Origin of the sequence: Streptomyces sp. NPDC007905, assembly GCF_042959345.1 — a bacterium.
Lineage (GTDB): Bacteria > Actinomycetota > Actinomycetes > Streptomycetales > Streptomycetaceae > Streptomyces.
Genome location: NZ_JBIBKS010000007.1, coordinates 320,721 through 347,288 on the forward strand (window position 1 = coordinate 320,721; position 26,568 = coordinate 347,288).

Consider the following 26,568-nt stretch of genomic DNA (forward strand, 5'->3'; position numbering starts at 1 on the left):
GCCGGAGATTAGATTCGCCGTCGAATAGGGAGCCTTCCGAAGGAGCTGACCGCGCTTGAACACGGTTCCTGCACTGTTCGAGTCAATCGTCGCCCGACGGGGCGATGAGCCAGCCCTCGTCGACGGGGAGGGCACCCTCGGGTACGCGGAGCTGAACACCCGGATCAACCGGCTCGCCCGCAGGCTCATCGCGCACGGTGTCGGTCCCGACTCGCTCGTCGCGATCGCGATGCCGAAGTCGCGGGAACTGATCGTGGCGATCATGGCGGTGCTCAAGGCCGGCGGCGCCTACCTCCCGCTCGACCCGGACTACCCGGCGGAACGCCTGTCGTTCATGCTGTCCGACGCGCGGCCGGTGCTGCTGCTGCGGTCCTCCTCGGTGGCGCCCCTCGGCGCGGGTCCGGAGGAACTCGTCCTCGACGACCCGGCGTTCCGTGCCGCGTGCGCGGCTCTGCCGGGGCACGACGTCGCCCAGCACGAGCGCCGCGCCGCACTGCGCCCCGAGCACCTGATGTACGTCATCTACACCTCGGGGTCGACCGGAACGCCCAAGGGTGTCGCCGTGCCGCACAGCGGTGTGCGCGACATGGCCGCCACCCAGGCGGCCGTCCTGCGGGCGGGCCCGGGCGACCGCGTGCTCCAGTGGGCGTCCATCAGTTTCGACGCCGCCTTCTGGGACGTGTGCCTGGCGCTGCTGTCCGGGGCGGCCCTCGTGATGGTGCCCGCCGACGACCTGCTGCCGGGCCATCCGCTGTGGCACACCTTGCTCAAGTACGGCATCACGCACGCCACACTGCCTCCGGTGGCGCTGAGCGAGACCGACGCCGAGGACGTCCTGCCCGGCGGGACCGTCATGTCCACGGGGGACAGCTGTACGCCGACGCTGGTGCGCAAGTGGTCGCGGGCACGGCGGATGTTCAACGGTTACGGTCCGACCGAGGTGACCGTCGGGGCGACGATCGCCGGGCCGGTGCGCGACGCCGGTGACATCGGGATCGGCACTCCGTGGGTCGGCAAGGAGGTGCACGTGCTCGACGAGCTCCTGCGCCCGGTGCCGCCCGACACGGAGGGCGAGCTGTACATCGCGGGCAGCGGGCTGGCGCGCGGCTATCTCAACCGGTCCCCGGCGACCGCGGCGAAGTTCGTGGCCGACCCGTTCGGGCCGCCGGGCACCCGGATGTACCGCACGGGCGACCGGGGCCGCAGAGGGCCGGACGGTGAGCTGTTCTTCGCGGGCCGCGCCGACGGCCAGGTAAAGCTGCGCGGTTTCCGCGTCGAACTCGGTGAGATCGAAGCCCGGCTCGCCGCCCATCCGGCAGTGGACGTCGCCGTGGCCGTGGTGCGGGGTGAGCTGGCCGACGCGCATGTCGTCGGCTACGTCACCACCACGGCGCCGGTCGAGCCGGGTGATCTGCGCGCCCATGTCGCCGAGTCGCTGCCCGCGCACATGGTGCCCGCACGGGTCACGGTGCTGGAGCGGTTCCCGACGCTGGCCAACGGCAAGATCGACCGGGGTGCCCTGCCGCAGCCGGACGCGGGCGCAGAGGCACTCCCGGACGGCGGGCGGGCGCCGGAGGCCGTCGAGGCGGATGACTACGCGGCCGTGGTCTGCGCGATCGTGCGGAACATCCTCGGGATCCCGGAGGCGACGGTCGCCGACAACTTCTTCCAGCTCGGCGGGCACTCCGTGCAGGCGACCAGGCTGGTCGCCCGGCTCCGGGAGCGGTTCGAGGTCGCGCTGTCGATCCGGACCGTGCTGGAGGCGGCGACGATCGGCGAGCTGGCCGCGGCCGTCGAGAGCCGGCTCCGGGCTGACGGCCGTCAGCGGAAGGCGACCGGCAGACTGGCGTAGCCGTTCAGGAAGTTGGAGTAGATCGGGGCGGGCTTGCCGCACAACTCGATCTCGGTAACCGACTCGGTGAGCGCGCTCAGCAGGGCGCGTAGCTCCGCCCGGCCGAGGAACGCGCCGACGCAGAAGTGCGGGCCGTGGCCGAACGAGAGGTGCTTGTTGGGCGAGCGGGCCGGGTCGAACCGGCGCGGCTGGTCGAACACCTCCTCGTCGTTGTTGGCGGAGGTATTCCACAGCGTCACGATGTCGCCTGCGCGCACCCGCCGGCCGCCTATCCTCATGTCCCGTGTCGCGGTGCGGGCGAAGTGCATGGCCGGCGTGGCCCAGCGCAGCACCTCCTCGACCGCCGTGTCGATCGCGGCCGACCCTTCGCGCAACGCCCGCCACTGGGCGGGGTGCTCGGCGAACGTCTTCACCGCGCAGATCGCGGACACACGGGAGGACTCATCGCCGCCGAGCACGAGGCTGTAGCAGTTGAGAGCGACCTCCTCCAGCGTCAGCGGGCGGCCTCCCACCTCCGCCGTCGCGATCAGGCTGATCACGTCGTCGCCGGGGTCGCCGCGGCGGTACCGGGCGAGGTCCATGAAATAGCCGATGATCTCGTTCCGGGCCTCCAGGGAGTCCAGCCGGTCGGACTCGGCGTCATCCGAGGAGAGGGCCAGCTTGTTCCAGCGCAGCAGCTTCTCGCGGTCCGCCTCCGGAATGGAGAGCAGATCGCAGATCGTGTTCATCGGGATGTGCTCGGCGACCTCCGCCGCGAAGTCGAGCCCGCCTTGCCGGATGACGGACTTGATGAGCCGTGACGTCCGTTCCCGTACCTTCTGTTCGACCGCGCCGAGGACACGCGGGGAGAAGGCGCGCAGCATGAGGTTGCGCAGCTCGCGGTGGCGGGGCCGGTCGGTGACCGCGAGCATCTTGCCGCCTGCCGAGTCACCGCCGCTCAGAAGGACGTCCAGTACGGTCCCGCGAGCGGAACTCAGGGAGCGTACGTCGGCGTAGCAGGACAGCACGTCGGCGTGGCGGGCGACGACCCAGAAACCGGGATTCCCCTCGTGCCAGTACACGGGCCGGTGCTTGCGCACCTCGCGCCAGAACTCGTATGCGTCGTGCCGTACGAAGGCGGTCGCGTCGGTCAGGTCCAGCTCGGTCGGCGTGTCCGTCATGCCGAAATCGTCACATCGGCGGCGCCGACGCCGGGAAGCTCTTGCGCAGGTCTTTCTTCTTGAATGAGAGACGAAAGATTGCAGATCAGCTGGTCCTTCCCGTGTCACGCTCAGGAATATGGGTCGTTGGACGCGCCGGATCGTCCGGCTGCGGCCGGCAGATCACCTATGACGAGGAGGCGGCGTCCTGAGTACTCTGACGTATGGGGACTATCTCCACATGGAGACCCTGCTTTCGCTCCAAGAGCCGCAGGCCCCACACACAGCCGGCCGCGCGGTCGTCCTGGCCGAACAGTTCTTCATCATCACCCACCAGTCCTGCGAGCTGTGGCTGAAGCAACTCGGGGCTGATCTGGATGCCGCTGCCGAGGCGCTCCTGCCGCCCTGTCACCCGCACGATCTCGAGCTGGGGCTGGAATTCCTGCTGCGGTCCGTCGAGTTGATACGGGTGCTTCAGCAGCAGTTGCTGGTGCTGGAGAAACTGCCACTGCGTTACTTCGCCGAGTTCCGGACCTATCTGGACACGGCGAGCGGCGCGCAGTCCGCGCAGTTCCGGCGGCTGACGGCACTGCTGGGCAACAGCCACCACCAGGGCAGTCTCTACGAGGCGTTCGCGGCGGCGGTCGAGTACCACGGGCAGTCCGTGCACGACGTCTGCCGACGTGGCGTGGAGTCCGGCGTGCTGCACCGCCTGGCGGAAGCGCTGGTGGACTTGGGGAACGGGTACTGGCATTGGAAAGTGGCACACCTGGCGCTGGTGTCGAAGATGCTCGGGGAGCAGGGCGGAACCGGCGGCTCAAGCGGTGTCGACTTCCTTGCCCGCCGAGTCACCCGGCCCTTCCCCGAACTTCGCCGGCTGCGCGGGAGGGTGCACCACTCATAGCCCTTCGGCCGCCGATTGGTACCCATGCATGAGGGCCTCCTGTGGTCGGGCGTGGATGTCGCAGTCCACACCGAACCCAGAAGGCCCTCAGTTGATCAAGCATCCGTACACGTGTCACCAACATCGCGGGGCAGTCACCTAGAGGTTGTCCCGTATGGGGGCGTGGGTTATCCGGTGAGGGCCAGGTTGTGGAGCCGGGCGATGCCGAGCATGGCCTGGTGGACGCCGTTGCCCTTGAGCCGGCAGTCCCGCAGGATTTTCCAGTTCTTCAGCCGCGACAGGGCGTGTTCCACGCGCGCTCGCGCCCGGCGATGGACGGCATTCTCCGCTTCCTGCTGCGGGCTGAGGTACGTCTGACCTCCGACTTCGAGACCCCAAACAACGGCGCCACCTGGCGCAACGTGAGGTTCGTGCGCCAGTACGTCGCCACCAGCAACACTCGATCCTCCAACGGCAGCCGCCACGGCCGGCCGCGCTGCACGTCACCGCCCCGACGCCGCACCAACGTCACCAACCTGGCGAACTGCGACTCGGTCAGCCCAGAGAACGGCTCGATCCACTTCGGATCATCTGCTGAGATCACCCCCCATACCCAGCCAACGCACCAACTGCCCCAGCGGTTACGGGACAACCTCTAGCCGGCTTCGATCTCCAGCGCGTAGCCGCGGCCCCAGGCCGTGCGGATGACCAGGTCGGTCGGTGACAGACGGCGGCGGAGCCGCATGATGTGGAGGTCGAGCGAATTCCTCGTCGGCCTCTGCACGCGTTCCGCGAGCCGTTGTGAGAGTTCATGCCGGTACACCACCTCCCCGAAGTGCTCGATGAGCAGTTCCATCAATTCGGTCTGGACATTCGAGATGGTGATCGAATGCGAACCGAAGGTGAGTGTTCCCGCGGAGTCGAGGGTCGGTATCTGCCGGCTGTCGAGCCGGTTCTGGAGAGCCCTGACCCGGGCGTCGAGATCGTCCCGGGAGATGGGCGCCCGGACCCAGTCCTCGAAAGGGTCGTTGCAGACCGGCGGACGGGCACCCGCCTCCACCACGAGGAGACGTGGTACGCCGTCCCTCCTACATCGGTTCCGAAGGTCTGTTTGTGCCGGCCATCGGACGAACATGACACCGCTGGTCGTGCATTTCACAGCAGTGCGCCTCCCCGTCGACGCAAAGAGATGGTCACAGTCATCGTCGGCCGACGGCGTTTCTCACGTCGGCCGAGCAGGCGTAACAGGCCGCAGGCCGTGGTGGTGTGGTTCGGTCGCCACGGCCTCGCCCCGCAGCGGCGCCGCGTTTCCTCGGGCCGGCACCCAAAGCCGCGCCTCACGGCACAGCGCTAGCCGTTCATCGCCTCCCGGAGACTGCGCGGCCGCATGTCGGTCCAGTGCTCCTCCACGTAGGCGACGCTCTCCGCCCTTCCGGCGGGGCCGAAGACGCTGCGCCATCCGGCGGGAACCTCGGTGAAGGCTGGCCACAGGGAGTGCTGGTCCTCGTCGTTGACCAGCACGTGGAACTGGCCGTTCTCGTCGTCGAACGGGTTGGTGCTCACCTTGTGTCCTCCAGATCTCGTTTCAGCACGTGCGGGTTCGAACAGGGTCACTGCGCTGCCCGCAGAATCCGGTTGATGGTGCGGCTGATCTCAGCCGCGTTCCGCGGCCAGTACATCTCGTTGTGAGCGCAGGCGATGTCGATACGCTGCACACGACCGTCGACGTGTTCCTGCCAGAGCACGTCCAGGTCCTCGTCCAGTTCCCGCTTGTCGTGGGTCTCCGGGTCGAGGAGTGCGTTGAAGAAGACGACGTCACCGCGGTACCGCGGTGAGGTGAACCGCCGCATCTGCTCCATCTGTCCGATGAAGATCGAGGAGGCGGTGCTGACGAGCGACGGGTATTCCTCCATCCCTGCCAGGTGTCCCATGTAGTTGGCGAGGTAGCGGCGGACCATGGACTCGTCCAGCGCTTCCAGGTCGGCGAAGTGGCTGGAGGGCGCGGCGTCCAGCAGCGCCAGGAGTGCCACCTCGTGCCCGCGGCGCTGGAGTTCGGCCGCCATGGCCTGCGCGAGGGTGCCGCCGAAGGACCAGCCCAGCAGGTGATAGGGGCCGCTCGGCTGGACCTGGAGCACCTGCCCGAGGTAGTCCTCGACCATCTCCTCGATGGAGCCGGCCGGCGCAGTGGTCCCGTCGAAGCCGCGTGCCTGAATGCCGTACAGCGGCCAGGCCGGGTCCAGGTGGCGGGCGAAGCCGAGGTAGGGCCAGCTCAGCCCGCCGCCCGGGTGCAGCCACCACAAAGGTGGCTGTTGCCCCTCGGTGCGGATCGGCAGCAAGACAGCGAACGGGTCCTCGAAGTCGGCGTCGGCGTCGGTGGTCAGCTGTGCCGCCAGTTCGGCGACGGTCGGATACTGGAACACCGTGCGGATCGGGACGTCCACGCCCAGCTTCTCATGGATCCGCCAGACCAGACGCGTCAGCCGCAGGGAGTGGCCACCGCAGGCGAAGAAGTCGTCGTCGATGCCGATCCGGTCCAGGCCCAGCACCTCGGCGAACAGCGCGGCGAGTTCCTCCTCGCGCGGGGTGCGCGGGGCCCGGTGTTCCCCGCCGACCGGGTCCGGCTCGGGGAGCGCGGCCCGGTCCACCTTGCCGTTCTCGGTGAGCGGCAGTCGGTCGAGGACGACGATCTCGGCGGGCATCATGAATTCCGGGAGCCGGTCGGCGAGCCGCTCGCGCAGCAGGGAGGGCAGCCGGGAGGCACGGCGGGAGACCGCGGGGACGTTCGCCAGCCGTGCCGAGGGGGCGCCGGCGGGCCGGTACAGGCCGTCGCAGCAGACGGCGTCGACGTCGGGCACGACGGCCGCCTCGAAGCAGTCACCCGCCTGGGCCGACCACGTGCAGTACACCGCGAGCCCACGCCGGGCGCCCCACGCCTCCAGTTCGGCGGGGTCGAGGGTGCCGCCCAGTTCGGCGGGAGCGCCCCATTCGGCGGCCTCGCCGGCCAGGCGGGCGTTGGGGACGCGGGTCAGGCGGAGCCGGCCGCCGTGCCGGGCCAGCGCGGTCTGCAGGTCGGCCAGTTCACGGACCTCCGACGCCCAGACCGCCTCGGGCAGGTCGCCGAGGTCCAGCGGCTTCGCCGGCGCCTTGTGCAGTACGACCTCGTAGCGGTGGCGGGTCAGCTCGTTGTGGTGGGCGCCCTGCTTGAGGCGGATGTCGGCGGCGACGGCGTCCGGGCGGGCCTCGGCCCAGCGGGTGAAGAAGCCCGGGTCGACGACGAGTTCCTTCTCGGCGAGCACCGCGCGTTCGACGGCGGCCTGCACGGCGGCCGGGCCGTCGGCGGGCTGCCGGCAGCGGTGCACCGCCGCGGCGAACGTGCGCAGGGTGCGGTAGTTGCGGACGTCGCCGAGCACCACGCGCCCGCCGGGTGCGAGCCGGTCCATCGCGAGGTCGAGCACCTGGGTGAGGTAGTCGGCGTCCGGGAAGTACTGCACGACCGAGTTGAGGATGACCGTGTCGAAGTACCCGGCGGGCAGGCCGTCGGCGTCGTCGGCGGGCTGGCAGCGCAGGGTCACCTTGCCCGACAGCCGCCGGTCGGCGCTGGTCTGGGCGCGCAGTCGTTCGATGACGGGCGCCGAGAAGTCGGTGCCCCAGTACTCCTCGGCCTCCGGTGCGAGCGGGCCGAGCAGCAGGCCGGAGCCGACGCCGATCTCCAGCACCCGGCGCGGGCGCAGGGACCGCACCCGCCGCAGCACCGCCTCGCGCCAGGACCGCATCTGCGCCAGCGGGATGGGGCGGCCGGTGTAGGAGCTGTTCCAGCCGGTGAAGTCCTCGCCGACGGTGTCGGTGGCGGCCTCTGTCCCGCCGTACATGGTGTCGTAGATCTCGCGCCACTCGCCGACCTGTTCGGCCGCGTCGCGGCCGGTGGACGCGGTGCTGTCGGGCACCACGTACGCGACCATGCGGCGTTCGCCGAGCCGGTCCCGGCGCACGGCGACCACCGCGTTCGCCACGTCGTCCTGTTCGCGCAGCACCGCCTCCAGCTCGCCCGGCTCGACGCGGAAGCCGCGCAGCTTGAGCTGGTCGTCGCTGCGGCTAACGTAGTGAAGGCGACCGGCGGTGTCCCAGCGCACCAGGTCGCCGGTGCGGTACGCGCGCGCTCCGGGCTGTACGGACGGGTCGGGCACGAACCGGGTCGCGGTCAGGCCCGGGCGGCCGGCGTAACCGCGCGCCACGCCGTCGCCGCCGATGTACAGCTCGCCCACCACGCCGGCCGGCACCGGCCGCAGTCGGTCGTCCAGGACGAGGAGCCGGCTGCCGTCCATCGGGGTGCCGATGGGCAGCGGGTCGGTGCACTGCGCCGCGGAGGCGATCCGGTGCCGGGAGGCGAACGTGGTGGTCTCGGTCGGGCCGTAGCCGTTGACCACGGTGATGCCGGGGCAGGCGTCGAGGACCGCGCGGACGGCGGTCGGCGACAGGACGTCCCCGCCGGCCCACACCTCCTGGACGGCGCGGAAGCACTCGGCGTGCTGTTCGGCCATCACGGCGAACAGTCCGGCGGTCAGCCACAGCGCCGTCACCTCCCGCTCGGTGATCACCCGGGCGAGTTCCGCGGTGTCCGGCCGACCGGCGCGGGCCACCACGGCCGTGCCGCCGCAGAGCAGCGGCACCCACATCTCGTAGGTCGACGCGTCGAAGGTGTGCGGCGAGTGGACGAGGACGCGGCGATGGGCGCCGGTGCGGAAGCAGCCGTCGAGCGCGAGGTCGACGACGTTGCGGTGGGTCACCTCCACGCCCTTGGGGCGGCCGGTGGAACCCGAGGTGTACATCACGTAGGCGATGGCGTGCTCGCCGACGCCCTCGACCTCGGGCGGCGAGTCGGGCAGCCCGTCGAGATCCTCCTCGGCGAGTCCCTCGTCCACGGTGACCGCCGGATCAAGGTCCGCGAGCAGGAAGTCGATGCGCTCCGGCGGGTAGGTCGGGTCGACCGGCGCGTAGGCGGCACCGGCCTTGAGGACACCGAGGATGGCGGCGACCAGCAGCGGCGAGCGTTCCATCACGAGCGCGACGCGGTCGGCCGGGCGGGCGCCGCGGGCCCGGAAGTGGTGCGCGAGGCGGTTGGCCCAGCGGTCCAGTTCGGCGTAGGTCCAGGTGAGCCTGGAGTCCGCGGAGACCAGCGCGGTCGCGTCCGGCGTCGCGGCGACCGCGGCGGCGAACCGCTCGGGAAGGGTGCCGGCCTCGAACCCGGCGCCTCGAGCCGGGCCGCCCCAGGCACTCAGCGCCGCGCGCTCGTGTTCGGTCAGGACACCGACGGATCCGATGGGGGTGTCGGGCGCCGCGACCGCCTGGCGCAGGAAGTGCAGCCAGCGGCCGAGCAGGGTCCTGACCGTCCCGGCGTCGAAGAGTTCGGTGGCGTACTCCGCGAAGCCCTCGATGCGGGCCGGTGCGCCTTCCTCGTCCCGTTCGGTGACGCTGATGAACAGGTCGAAGCGCGCGGTGCCCAGGGAGAACGGCTCCTCGGTCACGGTCAGGCCGGCCAGGTGGAACTCCGGCCGCGTGTTGTTCTGGAGGGCCAGGCACACCTGGAAGAGCGGGTGGTGGGCGGGCGAGCGGACCGGGTTGAGCACCTCGACCAGGTGCTCGAACGGGATGTCCTGGTGGTCGTAGGCGGCGAGGCTGCTCTCGCGGACCCGGCCGACGAGTTCGGCGAAGGAGGGGTCACCGGAGGTGTCCGCGCGCAGCACCCACGTGTTGACGAAGAAGCCGACCAGTCGGTTGAGCGCCTCGTCGGTGCGTCCGGCGATGGGTGAGCCGATCGGCACGTCCGTGCCCGCGCCGAGCCTGGTGAGCAGCGCAGCGAGGGCCGCCTGGAGCACCATCGACACCGTGGCGCCGGACTCCCGGGCCATCCGGCGCACGCCGTCGGTCAGCTGGGGGTCGAGTGCGAGCGGCTCCAGATCGCCGGCGTACGACGCGACGGCGGGCCGGGGCCGGTCGGTGGGGGGCGTGACGGTCTCGGGCAGGCCGGCCAGCTGGGTCGTCCAGTAGTCCAGCTGCCGCCGGTAGAGGCTGCCCGGGTTCTCGCTGTCGCCCAGCAGTTCCCGCTGCCAGAGCGTGTAGTCGGCGTACTGCACGGGAAGCGGTTCCCACTCGGGCGCCCGGCCCGCGCGGCGGGCTTCGTAGGCGGTGGTGAGGTCCTCGGCGAGCGGGAGGGCGGACCAGCCGTCGGCGGCGATGTGGTGCGCGCCGATGAGGAACACCGCCTCGCGTTCGCCGGTCCGCAGCAGCCAGGAGCGGAACGGGATCTCGGCCGCCAGGTCGAACGGGCGGCGCGCCGCCGCCCGCAGGACGCTGGGCAGTTCGGCCTCGGTGACCTCGCGTTCCTCCCAGGGGACCTCGACCGCGGCCGGTGGCAGGATCCGCTGGTACGGCTGCCCGTCCGCCTCGCCGAAGACGGTGCGCAGCGATTCGTGCCGCACGACGACGTCGTGCACGGCGCGGCGCAGGGCGGCCGCGTCGAGCGCGCCGCGCATCCGCAGGGCCAGCGCGATGTTGTAGGTCGCCGAGGGTCCCTCGAAGCGGTGGATGAACCACAGCCGTTGCTGGGCGTAGGACAGGGGCAGCCGTTCGGGCCGGACCTGAGGCCGCAGCGGCGCGCGGAGGTGGTTCAGGGTGGTCAGGTGGGCCGCCAGTTCGGCGACGGTGGGCGACTGGAAGACGGCCCGGATGGGGATCTCCACGCCGTGCTCGGCCCGGATGCGGCTGACCAGCCGGGTGGCCAGGAGCGAGTGGCCGCCGACGGTGAAGAAGTTGTCGTCCACGCCGACCCGGTCGAGACCGAGGACCGCGGCGAACAGCGCGCACAGCGACTCCTCCTCCGGTGTGGCGGGGGCCCGGCCGCCACCGGCCGTGTAGTCGGGCGCGGGCAGGGCGCGCCGGTCGGGCTTGCCGTTGTCGGTCAGCGGCACGGCGGCGATGGGCACGATGGCGGCCGGGAGCATGTACTCGGGCAGAGTCTCCCGCAGATGGCCGCGCAGGGCGGGCAGCAGTGCCGTCACGGCGGCGGCGGCCGCGGGATCGTTCGCCGGGGTGCGTCCGTCGGTGGCCGGCAGGTACGTGCCGGTGAGGGGGGTGCCGGCCGCCGGGCCGTCGCGCAGCACGACGACGTCGAGCAGGTCGACCGCGTCGGCCGACCAGGTCGGCACCGCGTCCCAGCCGTGCCGGGCGGCCCAGGCGCGGATCTCTGCGGGGTCGAGCGGCGGCAGTTCGGGCGCGGCGGAGCCGTCGAGGCCGAGGGCGCGGGCCGCTGCGGCCTCCTCGGTGAGGCGGGCGTTCGGGATTCCGGTGATCCGCACCGCCGGCTCGGGCCGCTCGCTCATGCGATCGGTGAGGCGGCCCAGGTCGCCTTCCCAGGCCAGGGTGGGGACGCCGTCGAGCCGCCGCGGGGCGCCCGCCGGTTCCGTGCCCGGCTTGTGCAGCACGACCTCGTAGCGGTGCCGGGTCAGCTCGTTGTGGTGGATGCCGTCCTTGGCGCGGATGTCGGCTCCGGCCGCCCCGGCCCGGTGGGCCCAGCGCAGGAACCACTCGGGGTCGACCACCAGCTCCTTCTCCAGCAGGACGGCCTGGTCGACCGTGGTGCGCAGGACGGCCGGTGCCGCATCGGGGTGCTTCGCCCGCTGGACGCCCGTCTGGAGCGTGCGCAGGGAGGCCGCCCGCCGGACGTCGCCGAGGACGATCCGGCCGCCCGGCGCGAGCAGTTCCCAGACGCCGTCCAGCACCCGGGCGAGGTAGCGCTCGTCGGGGAAGTACTGCACGACCGAGTTGAGCACCACGGTGTCGAATCCGCCACGGGGCAGTCCGGTGAGATCGTCGGCGGCCTGGTGGCGCAACCGGACCCGGTCGGCCAGCCCGGCCCGGGTCACCTGGTCGCCGAGCCGGTCGGTCACGGTCCGGGAGAAGTCGGTGGCCCAGTACTCCTCCACCCGGCTGGCGATGTGCGCGAGCAGGAGTCCGGTGCCGACGCCGAGTTCGAGGACGCGCTCGGGTGACCAGCGCAGGACGCCTTCCACGGCGGCGTCGCGCCAGGCCCGCATCTCGTCGAGCGGGATCGGCTCACCGGTGCAGGAGTTGTTCCAGCCGGTGAAGTCCTCACCGAATCCGTGTCCGCTGTCGTCGGAGTAGGTCTGGTCGTAGACCTCCTGCCACTCCCCCACCTGGTCGTCGGTGCCGCCGGAGGGCGGCAGGGCGCCGGTGTCAGGGACAACGTAGGCGACCAGGCGCAGGTCGCCGGGCTGGTCCTCGCGGGCGGTGACGATGGCCTGGCGGACGGCCGGGTGCCGGACCAGGGCGTGCTCGATCTCGCCGGGCTCGACGCGGAACCCGCGCAGCTTGACCTGGTTGTCGGCGCGGCCGAGGAAGCAGATGTTGCCGTCCGGGAAGAAGCTGGCGCGGTCGCCGGTGCGGTACAGCCTGTCGCCCTCACGCGCGCTGAACGGGTCACGGACGAATCGTTCCGCTGTCAGCTCGGGCCGGTTGACGTAGCCGACGCAGAGACAGTCCCCGCCGATGTACAGGTCGCCCTCGACGCCGACGGGGCACGGCTCCATGTTCTCGTCGAGCACGTAGTAGCGGGCGTTGTCGATGGGACGGCCGTAGGGGATGCTGCGCCAGGACGGGTCGATCTCCCGGACCCGGAAGTAGTTGGACCACACCGTCGCCTCGGTGGCGCCGCCGAGGCTGACGATCTCCGCGCCGGTGAACACCCGGCGGACCTCGTCGGGCAGCGACAGCGGGGTGTAGTCGCCGGAGAGGAACACCAGGCGCAGGTCGTCGGTGCCCTCGTACCCGCCGTCCTCGGTGAGCAGGGATGCCACCTGGTTGAGGGTGGTGGGCACCGAGTCCCAGAACGTGATCGGCTCCGTGAGCAGGACATCCAGGAGCAGCCGCGGATCACGCTGCTGGACGGCGTCCGCGATGTAGACGCCGCCGCCGCAGCCGAGCAGGCCGAAGATGTCGAAGACGGAGAGGTCGAAGCCGAGCGAGGTGACACACAGGACGACGTCGTCGGGGCCGAACGCGAACGTGCGGTAACACCAGTCGAGCAGGTTGTGCACCGGGCGGTGGGTGACCGCGACGCCCTTCGGCTTCCCGGTGCTGCCGGAGGTGAAGATGATGTACGCCGTGTTGTCCGGTCCCGCGGCCGGTTCCGGATCGTGGTCGGCGCCGGGCGAGCGGGCGTCGGCGAGTTCGGCGAGCCGGACGCCGTCCGGCAGGGCCCAGCGTTCGGTGTCCGGCGTGGAAAGCACGAGGGAACACCCGGCGTCGGCGAGCATGCCGGCCACGCGGTCGGCGGGCAGCGCCGGTTCGAGCGGCAGATAGGCGCCGCCCGCCTTGAGCACGCCGAGGACGGCGGCGATCATGGCCGGCCCACGGGGGACGCCAACGCCGACGACGGTCTCCGGGCCGACGCCGCGTACTTTGAGGTCCCAGGCGATGCGGTTCGCCCACCGGTTCAGCTCGCCGTAGGTCATGGTGCCGCCGGCCCAGCGCAGGGCGGTGGCGTCCGGGCGCCGTGCGGCCTGCTCCTCGAAGAGCAGATGGACCGGTCCCGGGCAGTGGACGGGGCGGGCGGTGTCGTTCCACTCGACGAGGATCTTGTGGCGCTCGGCTGCGTCGAGAGTGTCGCCGGACCGGCCGGGCCCGGCCTCGGCCACTGCGCCGACGGTGGTCCTCGGGTCGGCCACCACCTCTTCGACAACGGCCACGAACCGTGCCGCGATGTCCTCCACGGTGGTGCGGTCGAAGAGGTCGGTGGCGTACTCGATCTCACCGACGACGGAGCCGGTGGAGTCGTCCGGCGCCAGGTTGAAGAACAGGTCGAACTTGGCGCTGCCGGTGGGCAGCGGTTCCATCGTCACGGTGAGACCCGGCAGGTCCAGGTGCGGTGGGGTGTTGTTCTGCCACGCCAGCACCACCTGGAACAGAGGGTGATGCGCGGTCGACCGCTCCGGCCGCAACAGCTCCACGAGCCGCTCGAACGGCACATCCTGGTGATCGTAGGCGGCAAGCGCCTTCTTCCGTACCTGTTCAAGCACCCACTCGAAAGTCCGCTCCGCAGTCACCTGCACGCGCAGCGTCCAGGTATTGACGAAGAAGCCCACCAGTTCGCTCAGTGCCTCCTCCGTACGGCCCGCGATCGGCGAGCCGACGGTCACATCCTTGCCTCCTCCCAGCCGATGCAGCAATACCACCAAGGCTGCCTGGAGCACTATCGCCGTCGTGACACCATTGGTTTGCGCCAACTTCTCCGCAGCAGCGCGCAGTTCGGCGGGCAACCCGACCGGAACCGATCCGCCCCGAAAACTCGCCACCTCGGGACGGGGCCGGTCCAAGGGCAAGGGAAGAGGCTTCGACACACCGGCCAGTTCCTCGCGCCAATAAGCGCTCTGTACCGAGACGACGCTGTCCGGATCCTTTTCGTCACCCAGCATTTCCTGTTGCCACAGCGCGTAGTCCGAGTACTGCACGGGCAGTTCGGGCCAGTCCGGTGCCGTGCCGGTCACCCGGGCCCGGTAGGCCGTCGACACGTCACGTGCCAGCGGGGCCAGCGAGCCGCCGTCGCCGGCGATGTGGTGGATCACCAGGACGACCAGGAACTCCTCGTCGCCGCTCTGGAGGACGCAGCCGCGCAGCGGCACGTCCCTCGACAGGTCGAACCAACTGCCGCTCACCGACGCCACCACGCCGGGCACCCGCTCGGGGGCCACCCGGCCCCAGTCCTGCCAGGGCAGGTCGATCTCGGCAGGGTCGAGAACACGCTGGTACGGCTGGCCGTCGGTCTCCACGAAGACCGTGCGCAGGACTTCGTGGCGCACCATCACGTCACGGAACGCCGCCCGCAGTGCGACAGTGTCGAGCGGGCCGTGGCAGCGCAGGAGCAGCGGAATGTTGTAGGTGGAGGAAGGGCCTTCGAAGCGGTTGATGAACCACATGCGCCGCTGCGCGTACGACAGGGGGGGCATGGTTTCTCCTACCTTTCGGTCATTCTCCGCAGCGGCTTTCGAGTGGAGGCCGACATCTCGTTCCAGCGGGCGGTCAGTTCGGCGACGGTCGGGGCGGTGAAGAGGATGCGCATCGGGATTTCCACGCCCATTTCCGCGCGCACCCGGGCCACCAGCCGGGTGGCCAACAGGGAATGGCCGCCCAGCAGGAAGAAATCGTCGTCGAGACCGATCCGCGCGGCGCCCAGAACCTCGGCGAACAGCGCGCACAGCGTCTCTTCCCGGGGTGTGCGGGGAGCCCGGTACTCGTCCCCGGCGAACTCCGGGCGGGGCAGGGCGGACCGGTCGAGCTTGCCGTTGGGCGTCAGTGGCAGTTCCGTGAGGGTCACGAACGCGGCCGGGATCATGTAGGCCGGCAGCCGCTCCCCGACCGCCTCCCGCAGGAGCTCCGTGGTGGGCTCGGCGCCGGTCTCCGGGACCACGTACGCCACCAGCCGGTGGTCCCCCGGCCGGTCCTCGCGGGCGATGACGACAGCCCGGCGGACCGCGGGGTGGCGGGCCAGGGTGTGCTCGATCTCGGCGGGCTCGATCCGGTAGCCGCGCAGTTTGATCTGATGGTCGGAGCGGCCGAGGTACTCCACCTCACCCGTGTCCGTCCAGCGGGCGAGATCCCCGCTGCGGTACATCCGGGCGCCCGGTGGCCCGAACGGGCAGGCCACGAACCGCTCCGCGGTCATGCCCGGCCTGTCGTGGTAGCCGCGGGCCAGGCCCTCGCCGGCGATCCAGAGGTCACCGGTGGCGCCGGGCGGTACCGGGCGCAGCGCCTGGTCCAGCACGAGGATCCGGGTGCCGGCGACCGGGCCGCCGACGGAGGGAGGCATGCCGGAGCGGGCGGGGAGCAGACGGGCTGCGGTGGCGTAGACGGTGGTCTCGGTCGGGCCGTAGAGGTTGGTGACCTCGGCGGCGTGCCGACACAGGGTTTCGGCGAGCGCCAGAGGCAGGGCCTCGCCAGTGGAGATCACCCGCAGCCCGGTCAGACAGGCCGGCGCGTGGGTGACCAGGCTCTGCCAGAGCGCGGGGGTGGCCTGCATAACGGTGACGCCGGACCGTTCAAGGAGGTCCAGCAGTGCCGGCGGCTGGGTGATGTCGTCCTTTCCGGCCAGTACCACCCGGCCGCCGGCGAGCAGGGGCAAGAAGAGTTCCAGCGCGGCGATGTCGAACGCGACGGTGGCGCAGGCCAGCAACCGGTCGTCCGGCGTCAGGGCGAACCGATCCTGCATGCCGGTCAACAGGATCGCCAGCGCACCGTGCCGGACCACCACGCCCTTGGGCGTCCCCGTGGAGCCGGAGGTGTAGATGACGTAGGCGGCGTGGTCGGCGCCGACCGGAACGCGCGGGCCGTGGGCAGGGTGAGGGGACCGGTCGGACAGGTCCACCCCGGCCAGCCGCTTCTCGTCGAGGACCAGCACCGGTGCGCTGTCCTCGACCACGGCCCGGACCCGGGCGGCCGGGTACTCCGGGTCCACCGGCACATAGGTGCCGCCGGCCTTCCACACGGCCAGCAGGGCCACCACCAGGTCGGCCGAGCGGGGCAGCAGCACCACGACCCTGGACTCCGGGCCCACGCCCTGCCCGGCCAGCCAGTGCGCCAGCCGGCCGGCCCGCTCGTCCAGCTCCCGGTAGGTCAGCCGGTGCCCGCGGAACTCGACACAGACCGTGTCCGGCGTCCGGGCCGCCCGCGCCGCGAGCAGGTCGGGGACGGTCCGCTCGGGGGGCGGGACCGCGGTGTCGTTCCAGGCGTGCAGCACCTGTTCGCGCTCGGCGTCGGACAGCACGTCGAGCGCGCCGACGGTGGCCCGCGCATCGGCGGCGAACTGCCGCAGCACCCGCACCAGCCGGTCGGCGAGCGCCTCCACGGCAGTCGGCTCGAAGACGTTGCGGCGGTACTGGAAGGAGATCCGCAACAGCGGGTCGGCCGCCGCGATCACGGTCAGCGGATAGTGCGGCGGGGCGTACGGGCGGATACCGGTCACCACCGGGTGCGCCGACGCGCCTGCCGCCGTGTGTCCGGAGCGGTCGACGGGGAACGACTCGAACACCACCAGCGTGTCGAACAGTTCGTTCAGCCCGGTCGCCCGCTGGATGTCGGCGAGCCCCACATGGTGGTGGTCCAGCAGTCTCGCCTGGGCGTCCTGGAGCCGGCCGAGCACCTCCGCGACCGGGTCGGCCGGCGTGCATCGCACCCGCACCGGGACCGTGTTGATGAACAGGCCGATCGTGGTGTCCGCGCCCGGCAGCCCGGAGGGCCGGCCCGCTACCGTGGCGCCGAACAGCACCTCCTGGCCGCCGGTGAGCTGCGCCAGCACCATGGCCCACGCGCCCTGCACCAGGGTGTTGGTGGTGACGCCCCACTCCGCGGCGCGGCGCGCCAACCTGGTGGAGTCCTCGCCGGTGAGCGGCACGTCGATCTGCCCGCTGCCGCTGCCGGTCGGCCGGGCCCCGGGCGTCATGGGCGCCAGCAGGGTCGGCTCCGCCACACCGGCGAGTTCCTCAGCCCACGCGCGGGCGGAACGTGCCGTGTCCTGCCGTGACAACCAACCCAGGAAGTCCCGGTAGCCGTGCGGGCGCACCGGTGCGGTGCCGGCGTCGCCGACCATGTACAGGTCCATCAGCTCGCGCTCGATGAGCGGCACCGACCAGCCGTCGAGCAGCACGTGGTGGGCGGTGAGGGCCAGTTCGGCGTGCTGGGGACCGATCGTGACGAGGGTCAGGCGCAGCAGCGGTGGGCTGTCCGGGCGGAAGCGGGCGTCCCGCTCCTCGACGAGGATCTCCTCCAGCCGCGTGGCGGCGTCGTCCTCGCCGGTGAGGTCGAGGTGCCGCCAGGGCAGCGGGACGTCGTCCACGACGGCCTGCACGGGCTCACCGGTGGCGCTCGGCTGGAACGCGACCCGCAGGTTCGGGTGCCGGTCGAGCAGGGCCTGGCCCGCCGCCCGCAGGCGCGCCGGGTTCACCGGGCCTTCGAGCCGGAACACGAACTGCGTCTGGTATGCCTCGGACGCGCTCTGCGCGAGCATCGTGTGGTACAGCAGCCCGTCCTGCAACGGCGTGAGCGGCCATACGTCGCTGACGCGTCCGAAGCGCCGTTGCCAGTCGTCCAGTTCTTCGTGGCTGACGGTGACCAGCGGGACGTCGGACGGGGTCAGCCCCCGCCCGCCGGACTCGACCAGGTTCCGCAGGCCGCGCAGGGCGGCGCACCAGGTGCGGGACAGGGCGCGGACCTCGTCGGCGGTCAGAGCTCCGGTGGCGAAGGTGAACAGGGCCGTCAGGCGCGCGTCGTCGCCGGTGCCGGTCACCAGGGCGTTCAGCTCGAGCGCGCTGGGCGTCGGCATGTCCGCGGCGGGCGCGGCGACCAACTCGGCGCATTCGGGCGCCGGGGTCCATCCGGAGCCACGGGTGAGGTCCTGGCCGGGCGCCGGCTCCGGGCGTTCGAAGGAGAAACGGCCCAGGAAGTTGAATCCGATGTCGTCCGCCGGATACGGGCGCAGCAGCGCCGCGGTGTCGTCGTTGACGTAGCGCAGCAGGGTGTAGCCGATGCCCTGGTCGGGCAGGGCCCGCCGCTGCTCCTTCACTCGCTTCAGGGCGTCACCGGCGGCGGCTCCTCCGGTGATCGCGGCGTCGACGTCGATCCCCGAGACGTCGAGGCGTACGGGGGTGACCGTGGTGAACCAGCCGACCGTGCGGGACAGGTCCGCACCGGGCACCAGCTCATCCTGTCGGCCGTGCCCTTCAATCCGTACGACCGCCGTGCCGTCGCTGAGACCCTCCCGTTCCCGGGCCAGCGCGAGGACGAGGGCGGTGAGCAGGACGTCGTCCGCGCCACTGCGGTAGGCCGCGGGGACGCAGGTCAGGATCGCGTTCGTGAGGTCGGCCGGGAGCTCCACCCGGACGGTGTCGGTGGTGGAGGTGAGGTCCCGGCCGGGGTCGAGCGGCCGGGAGCCCACGGGTGCGACGGGGGCCGCGAGCAGGTCGCGCCACAACGCCACCTCCGCCACCCGTTCCGGGCGGGCCGCCTCGTCGGCCAGGGCGTGCAGCCATCGGCGCAGAGAGGTGCCCACCCGCGGCAGAGCGGGGATCCGGCCTTCCTGGACCTGGCGCCAGGCCGCGGCCAGGTCGGGCAGCAGCACCCGCCACGACATGCCGTCGACGACCAGGTGGTGGACCGCGACCAGTAGCCGCCCGGGCCCGCCCGTGGCCCCCCGGAACCAGACCAGCCGGAGCATCTGCCCGGCCCGGGCGTCGATGTGCCGCACGGCCTCGCCGGCCTCGGCGCGCAGCAGGGTCTGCCACGCCTCGCCGTCCCAGTCCCCCGGGCAGTCGACCCGGCCGACGAGCGCGCCGGCGTCCACAGTGCCGGGTGGCTGCACCAGCAGGCCGTCGTCCGTCAGCCGTGAGCGCAGGACGTCGTGCCGGTCCAGGACGCAGCGCAGGGCCGCGGTGAGGCCGGGGAGGCCGACGGCTGCGGGCAGCTCCAGCACCAGCCACTGGGCGAGGCGGTCCAGGCCGGGGCCCCGCTCGGCGTACAGCCGGGCCATGGGGGGCAGCGGCAGCAGGCCGACGCCCCCGCCCTCGAGTTCGGCGAGGGCGGCCGGGGCGGTGTCGCGGGTCGCGGCCTGTGCAAGCGCGGCGACGGTGCGGCACTCGAACACGGTGCGCGGGCTGAACGCGAGACCACCGGCGCGGGCGCGGGCCACCACCTGGATCGCCCGGATGCTGTCGCCGCCCAGAGCGAAGAAGTCGTCGTCCACCCCGATGTCGCTCAGGCCCAGTACCTCGGCGAACGCGGCGGCCAGGAGGCTCTCGTCACCGGTCCGGGGCGGCCGGTGGGCACGGCCGGTGATCTCCGGCTCGGGCAGCCCGGCCCGGTCCAGCTTGCCGTTCGCGGTCACCGGCATGCGGTCCAGCGCGACGAAGACGGCGGGCACCAGGTGAGCGGGCAGCCGGGCCGCGACGAAGCCCCGCAGTTCGGCGAGGTCCAGACCGGCGTGCAGGTCCCAGTCGGTGCCGGTCGGGCCGCTGCCGCCGGAGGTGGCCGGGACGACGTAGGCGACGAGCTGCGCGGCTCTGTCCGCGCCTCGGCCGGGCCGGGCGACGACGGCCGCCCTGAGCACTCCGGGGTGGTCGGTCAGCGTGTCTTCGATCTCCTGGGGCTCGGCCCGGAAGCCGCGGATCTTCACCTGGTGGTCGGCGCGGCCGGCGAACTCCAGCTCGCCGTCGGCGTTCCAGCGCGCCAGGTCGCCGGTCCGGTACATGCGCCGCCCGGGTTCCCCGAAGGGACAGGCCACGAAGCGCTCCGCGGTCAAGCCCCGGCGGTCGTGGTAGCCCCGGGCGAGTCCGGCGCCCGCGATGTAGAGGTCGCCGAAGACGCCGGGCGGCAGCGGTCGCAGCCGGCTGTCGAGGACGTAGAGCGCAGTGTTCCAGATCGGGGTGCCGATCGGTATCGTGCGCGCCCCGGGCCGGTACTGCCACGCGGTGACGTCCACGGCCGCCTCGGTCGGCCCGTACAGGTTGTGCAGCGGCACGCCGAAAGTCCGGTGGAATCGCGCGGCCAGCTCGGCCGGCAGCGCCTCTCCGCTGCACACGACGCGGCGCAGACCGGTGCACGCGGCGGCCGTCTCCTCGGTGACGAACTCGGCCAGCATCGACGGGACGAAGTGCGCCGTCGTGACACCGGCCCGCCTGATCACCCCGGCGAGGTAGTCCGGGTCCCGGTGCCCGTCCGGCCGGGCGACCACCAGGGTGGCGCCGGTGATCAGCGGCCAGAAGAACTCCCAGACGGACACGTCGAACGAGGCGGACGTCTTCTGCAGGACCCGGTCGGTGCCGTCGAGCCGGAAGCGGTCCTGCATCCAGAGCAACCGATTGACGATCGCGGCGTGCGTGACGACGACGCCCTTGGGCCGCCCGGTCGATCCCGACGTGTAGATCATGTACGCGGGATGGTCGACACCGTGCGGGGCGGAGGTGACGGGCCGTTCGGTGAGCGGGGCGTCGTCGACCATGACCACGGGGACATCCGTCCGGGGCAGCCGGTCCGCGGTGTCCTTGACCGTCAGCACCAGCGCGGGCTTGGCGTCGGCGAGCATGAACTCGACCCGCGCGGCCGGGTAGTCCGGATCGACGGGGACGTAGGCGGCGCCCGCCCTGAGGACCGCGACCAGCGCGACGACCAGTTCCGGGGAACGGGGCACCGCCACCGCGACGAACCGCTCGGGCCCGGCGCCGCGCTCGGTCAGCAGGCGGGCGAGCCGGCCGGACTTCTCGGCCAGTTCCCGGTAGGTCGTCCGGGAATCCTCGAAGGTCAGCGCGACGGCGTCCAGGGTGGCGTGGGCCTGCCGGTCCAGCAGTTCGGTCAGGGTCGCCGGCGGCAGGGTCACCTTGAGTCCGGCGTACTCGGTGAGCAGCGCGCGGCGTTCGGAGGGGTGCAGCGCGGTGACGGTCCCGACCGGGGCGTGCGGGTCGGCCAGGGCCGTCCGCAGGAACGTCACGAACCGCTCGGCGAGCCCGGCGATGTCCTGGTCGTCGTACTCGGCCCGCGGCGCGTCGAACCGGACGTACAGGTCGCTGTCGGCCCTTCCGTCGGTGTAGACACAGACCATCACCTCGTCGATCACGCCGAAGGTGCCACCGGCGAAGTGGGCTGAGGCGCCCGCCAGGTCGAGCGCTTCAACGGAAGGGAGCACGTTGACGACGGCACCGAACGGGCTGCGCGCGTCGCCGGCGTGGCCGGTGGCCCGTTTGATCAGGGATATGTCGTGCCGGGCGTGCCGCAGGACACGGCGCCGCTCCCGGCCGAGCGCCTCGGCCAGTTCCACGAAGTCGGCCGCGGGGTCCACCCTCGAGCGCAGCGGCACCCGGTTGGAGAGCAGGCCGAGGGAGCGGCGCAGTGCGCCGACGCGGTGATTGACGGTGATGGTCAGCAGCGGCTCGGACAGACCGCACATGTGCCCAAGAAACGCGGTGGCGGACGCGGCGATCAGGTCGGGCACCGAGGTCCCGGCCGCGGTGGAGGCGTGTTCCCAGGCGGCGAGTTCGGCGGCCGGGACCGTCACGGTGCGGGTGGACATCGCCTGCGAAGCGGTGAGGCCGTCCCAGTACCCGGGCTCGCCGGCGGGAGCGCCGGCGCCCGGACGGACACCGGCGGGCAGACGGGCGGCGGGCAGGTCTCCGGCGAGGTAGTCGGGCCAGAACCGCTCGGCGTCGGCGAACCGCTTCGACGTCCGGTAGGCGGCGTCCTTCGCCGCCGCGTCCTCCGGCGGGTTCGGGGCGCCCTCCGGCAACGCGGAGCCGGCGCGCAGCGCGCGGTAGATCTCGGCGATCCGCCGGGACAGCAGGGTGAGAACGCCGAACGCATCGGTGAGGATGTGGTGGAAGACGAGCACGAGCAGGTGACGGCCGGGGCGCAGCCGGATGGAGCCGATCCGCAGCAGCGCGTCCTCGGTCAGGTCGAAGGGCCGGCGCACGAGATCGGCGACGACGGCGCGGGCCGCGTCGGCGGGGTCGGCGGCGTCGCCGACGTCGAGGCGGAACGGCTCCCACGCCCCGAGGTCCCGGGCGACCGGCCGCAGTCCGTCGTCGTCGCGACGGAAGTTCACCCTGAGCGCGTCGGCTTCCGCCACCGCCGCCCGCAGGGCCGCAGCGAGCAGGGCGGTGTCCAGGTCACCGTGGATGTCCCAGAGAGTCGCGACGTTGTTCGGTACGTCAGGGGTGAACTCCTGCGCGAGCCACATGGCTTCCTGCGCGGATGTGACGCCGGTGCAACCCATCAAAATGCCCCCAGCAAAAAGTGGTTTCCCGGTCAGCGGCCCCTCGCCGTGCCGATGCTTGTCGCGGTCCATGTGGTTGAACAACTGCGATGAAAGATGTTGGCCAGAGATCGAAAAGGAATTGGCCATCACCCGAAAGAAGTCCGCCACCCCGCGCGGGCAGGCGTCCGTCCGGCGCCCGCAACCGCCCTCGAAGAACGTCTCCCGACTGCGGATCTGGGCGTTACCACGGCCGTCCTCCGCCTGCTAGCGCGGCTCCTCGGCCGTTGCGGCCGGGCTCCGGTTGTGGTGCGCGCTGGTCCGGATCACCTGGGCGACGGTCAACTCGTAGGCGGAGTACCAGTGCTTCCTGCCCATGCGCTGCGCCACCTGGTGCTCGGGGTCGCAACGCCACTTGTCCAACGTCTCCTCGTCGCGCCACATCATGACGGCGAGACGTTCACCGTCCTCCCCGGTGTAGTGCTTGACCTCCACCGGGTCGGACCCGGCGATGGCGCGCACCCGCTCCTGCATCCGCTCCTCGGTGGCGTAGTACTCCTCGCCGGCCTGCTCGGACAGGTGCGACTTGAACAGGATCACGAACATCCGGAGTCCTCCAGGGTGGCTGTGGTCGGGGCGGGGGGAGGGGTGCAGGCGCGCAGCCGGTCGTCGGGCGCCGAGACCAGTTCGGTGCCGTACCGGGCCAGCAGATCCGCCACGAGCCGGTCCAGACGCCGGTCGTCGCGCAGTACGGAGGCGTAGCTCTCCTCGCTGAAGGCGCACCGCTCGTACAGCGGCAAGAACCGGTCGGGGAAGAGGGCCGTCAGCCGCCCGCGCAGCACGTCCGCGGCGGTCTCCTCGCGAGGTGGGTTGGCCATGGTGAAGTAGTGCCGGTAGGAGAGCCCGGAGATCGCGTCGGCGTCCTCGGTCCGCGACTTCTCGTAGGCGGCCAGGCCCGCCGCCCAGTCGGCGGAGGCGTCGAGGCAGTCGACGAGGACCCGGGCGTCCTCGAAGCCGCAGTTCATGCCCTGCCCCATGAAGGGCGCCATCGCGTGACAGGAGTCACCGAGCAGCGCGAAGGTGTCTCGCCAGACCCATCGGTCGCAGCGGACGGCCGTGAGGGTCGAGACGGCCTTGGTGGCTAGCTGGTCCGCGATGTCGGGGATGATCGCGGTCGGCTCGGGAAAGTGGGCGGCGAACATCTCGGACAGGTCCTGGCCGCCGCGGGCCGCCGCGTAGGACGGGGCGGGGCCGTCCAGACGCATGAACAAGGAGCCGGAGAGCTTTCCCGACGGCAGAGGGTGCGCGGCGAACATCGCCTTCCCGGTGGGCCAGTAGTGCGTGATGGTCGGGTCCAGTCGGCCGCCCGGTACGTCGATCTCCTGGTAGGCCAGGTCCAGCTTGCGCACTTCGACCCGGGCGCCACGCGCCTCCAGGGCGGCCCGGGCCGCGGAGTGCGCGCCGTCGCAGCCGAGGACCCGGCGGCACGTCAGCCGGCGCGAGCCGTGCCGGTCCTCCACCAGCACCGCGGGTTCGTCCAGGTCCACCGAGCGCACCCGCTGCCCGAAGCGGATACGCACACCGGGGGTCGCCTCGACGGCGTCCAGCAGGATCTGGTGCAGCCGCCGGCGCTCCACCGCCCAGATGGGCTGTCCGTCCCGGCTGTAGGGAGTCGACCGCGTCCGGCCGTCGGGCAGGTGCCCGCAGCGTCCGTGCAGGGGGACGCATATCCGGCGCACGGCGTCCGCGACGCCCAGGTCCGACAGGGCGCGCCAGCCGCGCGCCGACAGCATCACGACGAGTGACCGGCGTTCTGGACCGGGCTCCAGTCTGGGGTCCGCCCGCTTCTCCAGCAGGGTGACCGGTCCGAAGCGGGGGGCGAGGTAGCAAGCCGTGACCGCGCCCACCAGACCGGCCCCCACGATGACGGTCTCCGGGTTCGCGTCCGTGCGGTTCGTGCCGTTGCCGTTCATGCTGTCCCCGCCCCTCGTCCGTTGTTCCGCCCGCAGTTCCGCGGTCGTATCCGCGTCCGCACCTCGCTACGGCCGCCGCAGTTCCGTCAGGACCACGGTGCCCACCTCCTTCGTGCTGAGGGATCCGCCGAGATCGGGGGTGACGCGGCCGGTCGCCACGGCCGCGGCGACCGCACGGCGGACCGCATCCGCCGCCTCGGTCCGGCCCAGGTGCTCGGCCAGCAGGGCCACGGAGAGGATCGCGCCGAACGGATTGGCGGTGCCGGTACCCGCGATGTCCGGGGCGCTGCCGTGCACTGGCTCGAAGAGCCCTTGTCCGGTCACGGGGTTGAGATTCGCCGACGCCGCGACGCCCAGGCCGCCGGCGAGCGCGGCCGTGAGATCGCTGAGGATGTCGCCGTAGGAGTTGTTGGTGACGATGACGTCGAAGGCGGTCGGATCGGTGGCCAGCCGCAGGGCGGCGGTGTCCACGTAGAGGTGGGACGTCTCGACATGCGGGTGCCGTGCGACCGCCTCGCTCCAGCACCGCTGCCACAGCTGCCCGCCGTTGCGGACGGCGTTGGCCTTGTCGACGAGGCACACCGACCTGCGCGCCACGGAGAAGGCGAAATCCAGGACGCGTGACACGCCTTGGCGGGTGCTGAGGTCCACGTCGATGGCGATCTCATGGGGAGTCCCGGTGCGCGTACCGCCGCCGATGCCGCTGTAGAGCCCCTCGGTGTTCTCCCTGACGATCACGCAGTCGATCGCCCGGCGGGCCGGGTCGCGCAGCGGACTGAGCGTGTCGTGCCAGAGTCTGGCGGGCCGGTAGTTGACGTAGAGGTCGAGTTCGAGGCGCAGAGTGGTGAGGACAGCGCGCACGTACGCGGTGTCGCTGAGCCGCGGATCGCCGACCGCGCCGAGGAGAGCCGCCTCGCTGGACCTGATGCGGTCGAGGTCGGCTCCGGTCAGGGCCGTTCCGGTGCGCAGGTAGGTTTCCGCGTTGACGTGGTCCAGGACGTCCGTCCGCGCCCCGAGGCCGAGGGCGTCGAGGACGTCCAAGGCCGGCTCGATCACCTCGGGACCGATGCCGTCACCGGGGATCACGGCGATGGTGGTCAAGGCCGCCTCACTTCCGGCCCTGGCTCAGCACGTCCGCGACGAGTTCCGCGACGTCGGCCGTCACATGGAAATGCCCGCCCGGCCGCGCGGTTTCCGTGAAGCCACCGGAGGTGACGCCCGCCCACCCCGCCAGTTGGGCCTGCTCCACCAACGGGTCGCCCTCGCCGTGGTAGCAGCGCACGGGACAGGACAGCGGACGAGTGCCGGGACGGGGCCGATAGGTCGCGTGGGCCCGCAGGTCCGAGCGGATGACGGGCAAGAGGAGGTCGCGCAGCTCGGCGTTCTCGGCGATCGCGGGTTCGATGCCGCCCAGCGCGCACAGCGTCGTCCAGAACTCGTCGTCGGGTGCCAGGTGGATGCTTCTGTTGTTCATCCGTCCGGGCGGCAGAGCGGCGGACACACAGAGCGCCAGGGGTTCCTCGCCGGCGTCCCGCAGCAGCAGGGCGGTCTCGTAGGCGACCAGCGCGCCCAAGCTGTGCCCGAACAGTACGTGGTCGCCCGGCGGCAACCGCAGCAGCTCCGCCGCCACGCAGCCGGCCATCGCGACCACGTCGTCCACGGGCGGCTCTCCGAAGCGGTCGCCGCGGCCCGGGTACTGGACGGCCATCAGCGACACACCGGGCGGCACCGCGGCCGACCACTCGCCGAAGGCGATCCCCGAGCCCCCCGAGTGCGGGAAGCACACCACCCGCACGCCGAGCGGGTCACCGGCGGTCATCGACCGCACCCATCCGCGTTCCCGTATCCGGCTCATCCTCTTCGCCCTCCTGGCCGGCCGTCGTTCCGTCCGCACCATGTTTTCCACTCGCCGCGGATTCGCG

11 protein-coding genes and 1 pseudogene are annotated in these 26,568 nt (G+C 71.8%); 2 read left to right on the plus strand and 10 right to left on the minus strand.

All coding sequences use genetic code 11. The annotated features are described in order from the left end of the window. The first annotated feature begins 55 nt into the window (after nt 1–55). Complete coding sequence (locus ACFZDC_RS15535) at nt 56–1,852, plus strand: amino acid adenylation domain-containing protein (protein WP_391323981.1); 1,797 nt, start codon at nt 56–58, stop codon at nt 1,850–1,852. Here ACFZDC_RS15535 and ACFZDC_RS15540 read toward each other — a convergent pair. Further along, nucleotides 1,822–3,012: a cytochrome P450 gene (locus ACFZDC_RS15540; RefSeq protein ID WP_391323983.1), complete on the minus strand. Its 1,191-nt coding sequence runs from the start codon at nt 3,010–3,012 to the stop codon at nt 1,822–1,824. The genes ACFZDC_RS15535 and ACFZDC_RS15540 overlap by 31 nt on opposite strands. A gap of 196 nt (nt 3,013–3,208) precedes the next feature. On the opposite strand from ACFZDC_RS15540, the gene ACFZDC_RS15545 reads away from it, so the two are divergent. After that, complete coding sequence (locus ACFZDC_RS15545; protein WP_391324059.1) at nt 3,209–3,895, plus strand: tryptophan 2,3-dioxygenase family protein; 687 nt, start codon at nt 3,209–3,211, stop codon at nt 3,893–3,895. Nucleotides 3,896–4,062: 167 nt separating this feature from the next. Here the strand turns inward: ACFZDC_RS15545 and ACFZDC_RS15550 are convergent. The 9 genes and pseudogenes from ACFZDC_RS15550 to ACFZDC_RS15590 form a co-directional block, all read right to left on the minus strand. After that, nucleotides 4,063–4,526: pseudogene (locus tag ACFZDC_RS15550) on the minus strand (transposase family protein). Nucleotides 4,527–4,529: 3 nt separating this feature from the next. Continuing rightward, a complete protein-coding gene (locus ACFZDC_RS15555; protein ID WP_391323985.1) occupies nt 4,530–4,937 on the minus strand; it encodes a winged helix-turn-helix domain-containing protein in 408 nt (135 codons plus the stop codon). A 287-nt stretch (nt 4,938–5,224) separates the two neighbouring features. Further along, nucleotides 5,225–5,437, minus strand: coding sequence for an MbtH family NRPS accessory protein (locus ACFZDC_RS15560; RefSeq protein ID WP_391323987.1), 213 nt, complete (start codon nt 5,435–5,437; stop codon nt 5,225–5,227). A 47-nt stretch (nt 5,438–5,484) separates the two neighbouring features. Further along, the gene (locus tag ACFZDC_RS15565) at nt 5,485–14,892 is read right to left on the minus strand and encodes an amino acid adenylation domain-containing protein (RefSeq protein ID WP_391323989.1); all 9,408 of its coding nucleotides are present in this window, start codon (nt 14,890–14,892) and stop codon (nt 5,485–5,487) included. A gap of 8 nt (nt 14,893–14,900) precedes the next feature. Continuing rightward, a complete protein-coding gene (locus ACFZDC_RS15570; protein WP_391323991.1) occupies nt 14,901–22,823 on the minus strand; it encodes an amino acid adenylation domain-containing protein in 7,923 nt (2,640 codons plus the stop codon). Between the two features lie 117 nt (nt 22,824–22,940). After that, nucleotides 22,941–23,279, minus strand: coding sequence for an antibiotic biosynthesis monooxygenase family protein (locus ACFZDC_RS15575; RefSeq protein WP_391323993.1), 339 nt, complete (start codon nt 23,277–23,279; stop codon nt 22,941–22,943). Continuing rightward, nucleotides 23,270–24,646, minus strand: coding sequence for an FAD-dependent monooxygenase (locus tag ACFZDC_RS15580; protein WP_391323995.1), 1,377 nt, complete (start codon nt 24,644–24,646; stop codon nt 23,270–23,272). Before ACFZDC_RS15580 ends, ACFZDC_RS15575 begins: the two co-directional genes overlap by 10 nt. Nucleotides 24,647–24,712: 66 nt before the next feature. Further along, on the minus strand, nt 24,713–25,747 hold the full coding sequence (locus ACFZDC_RS15585) for an isocitrate/isopropylmalate family dehydrogenase (protein WP_391323997.1): 1,035 nt from the start codon (nt 25,745–25,747) through the stop codon (nt 24,713–24,715). 7 nt (nt 25,748–25,754) lie between these two features. Further along, a complete protein-coding gene (locus ACFZDC_RS15590) occupies nt 25,755–26,501 on the minus strand; it encodes an alpha/beta fold hydrolase (protein ID WP_391323999.1) in 747 nt (248 codons plus the stop codon). Between the last annotated feature and the right edge of the window lie 67 nt (nt 26,502–26,568).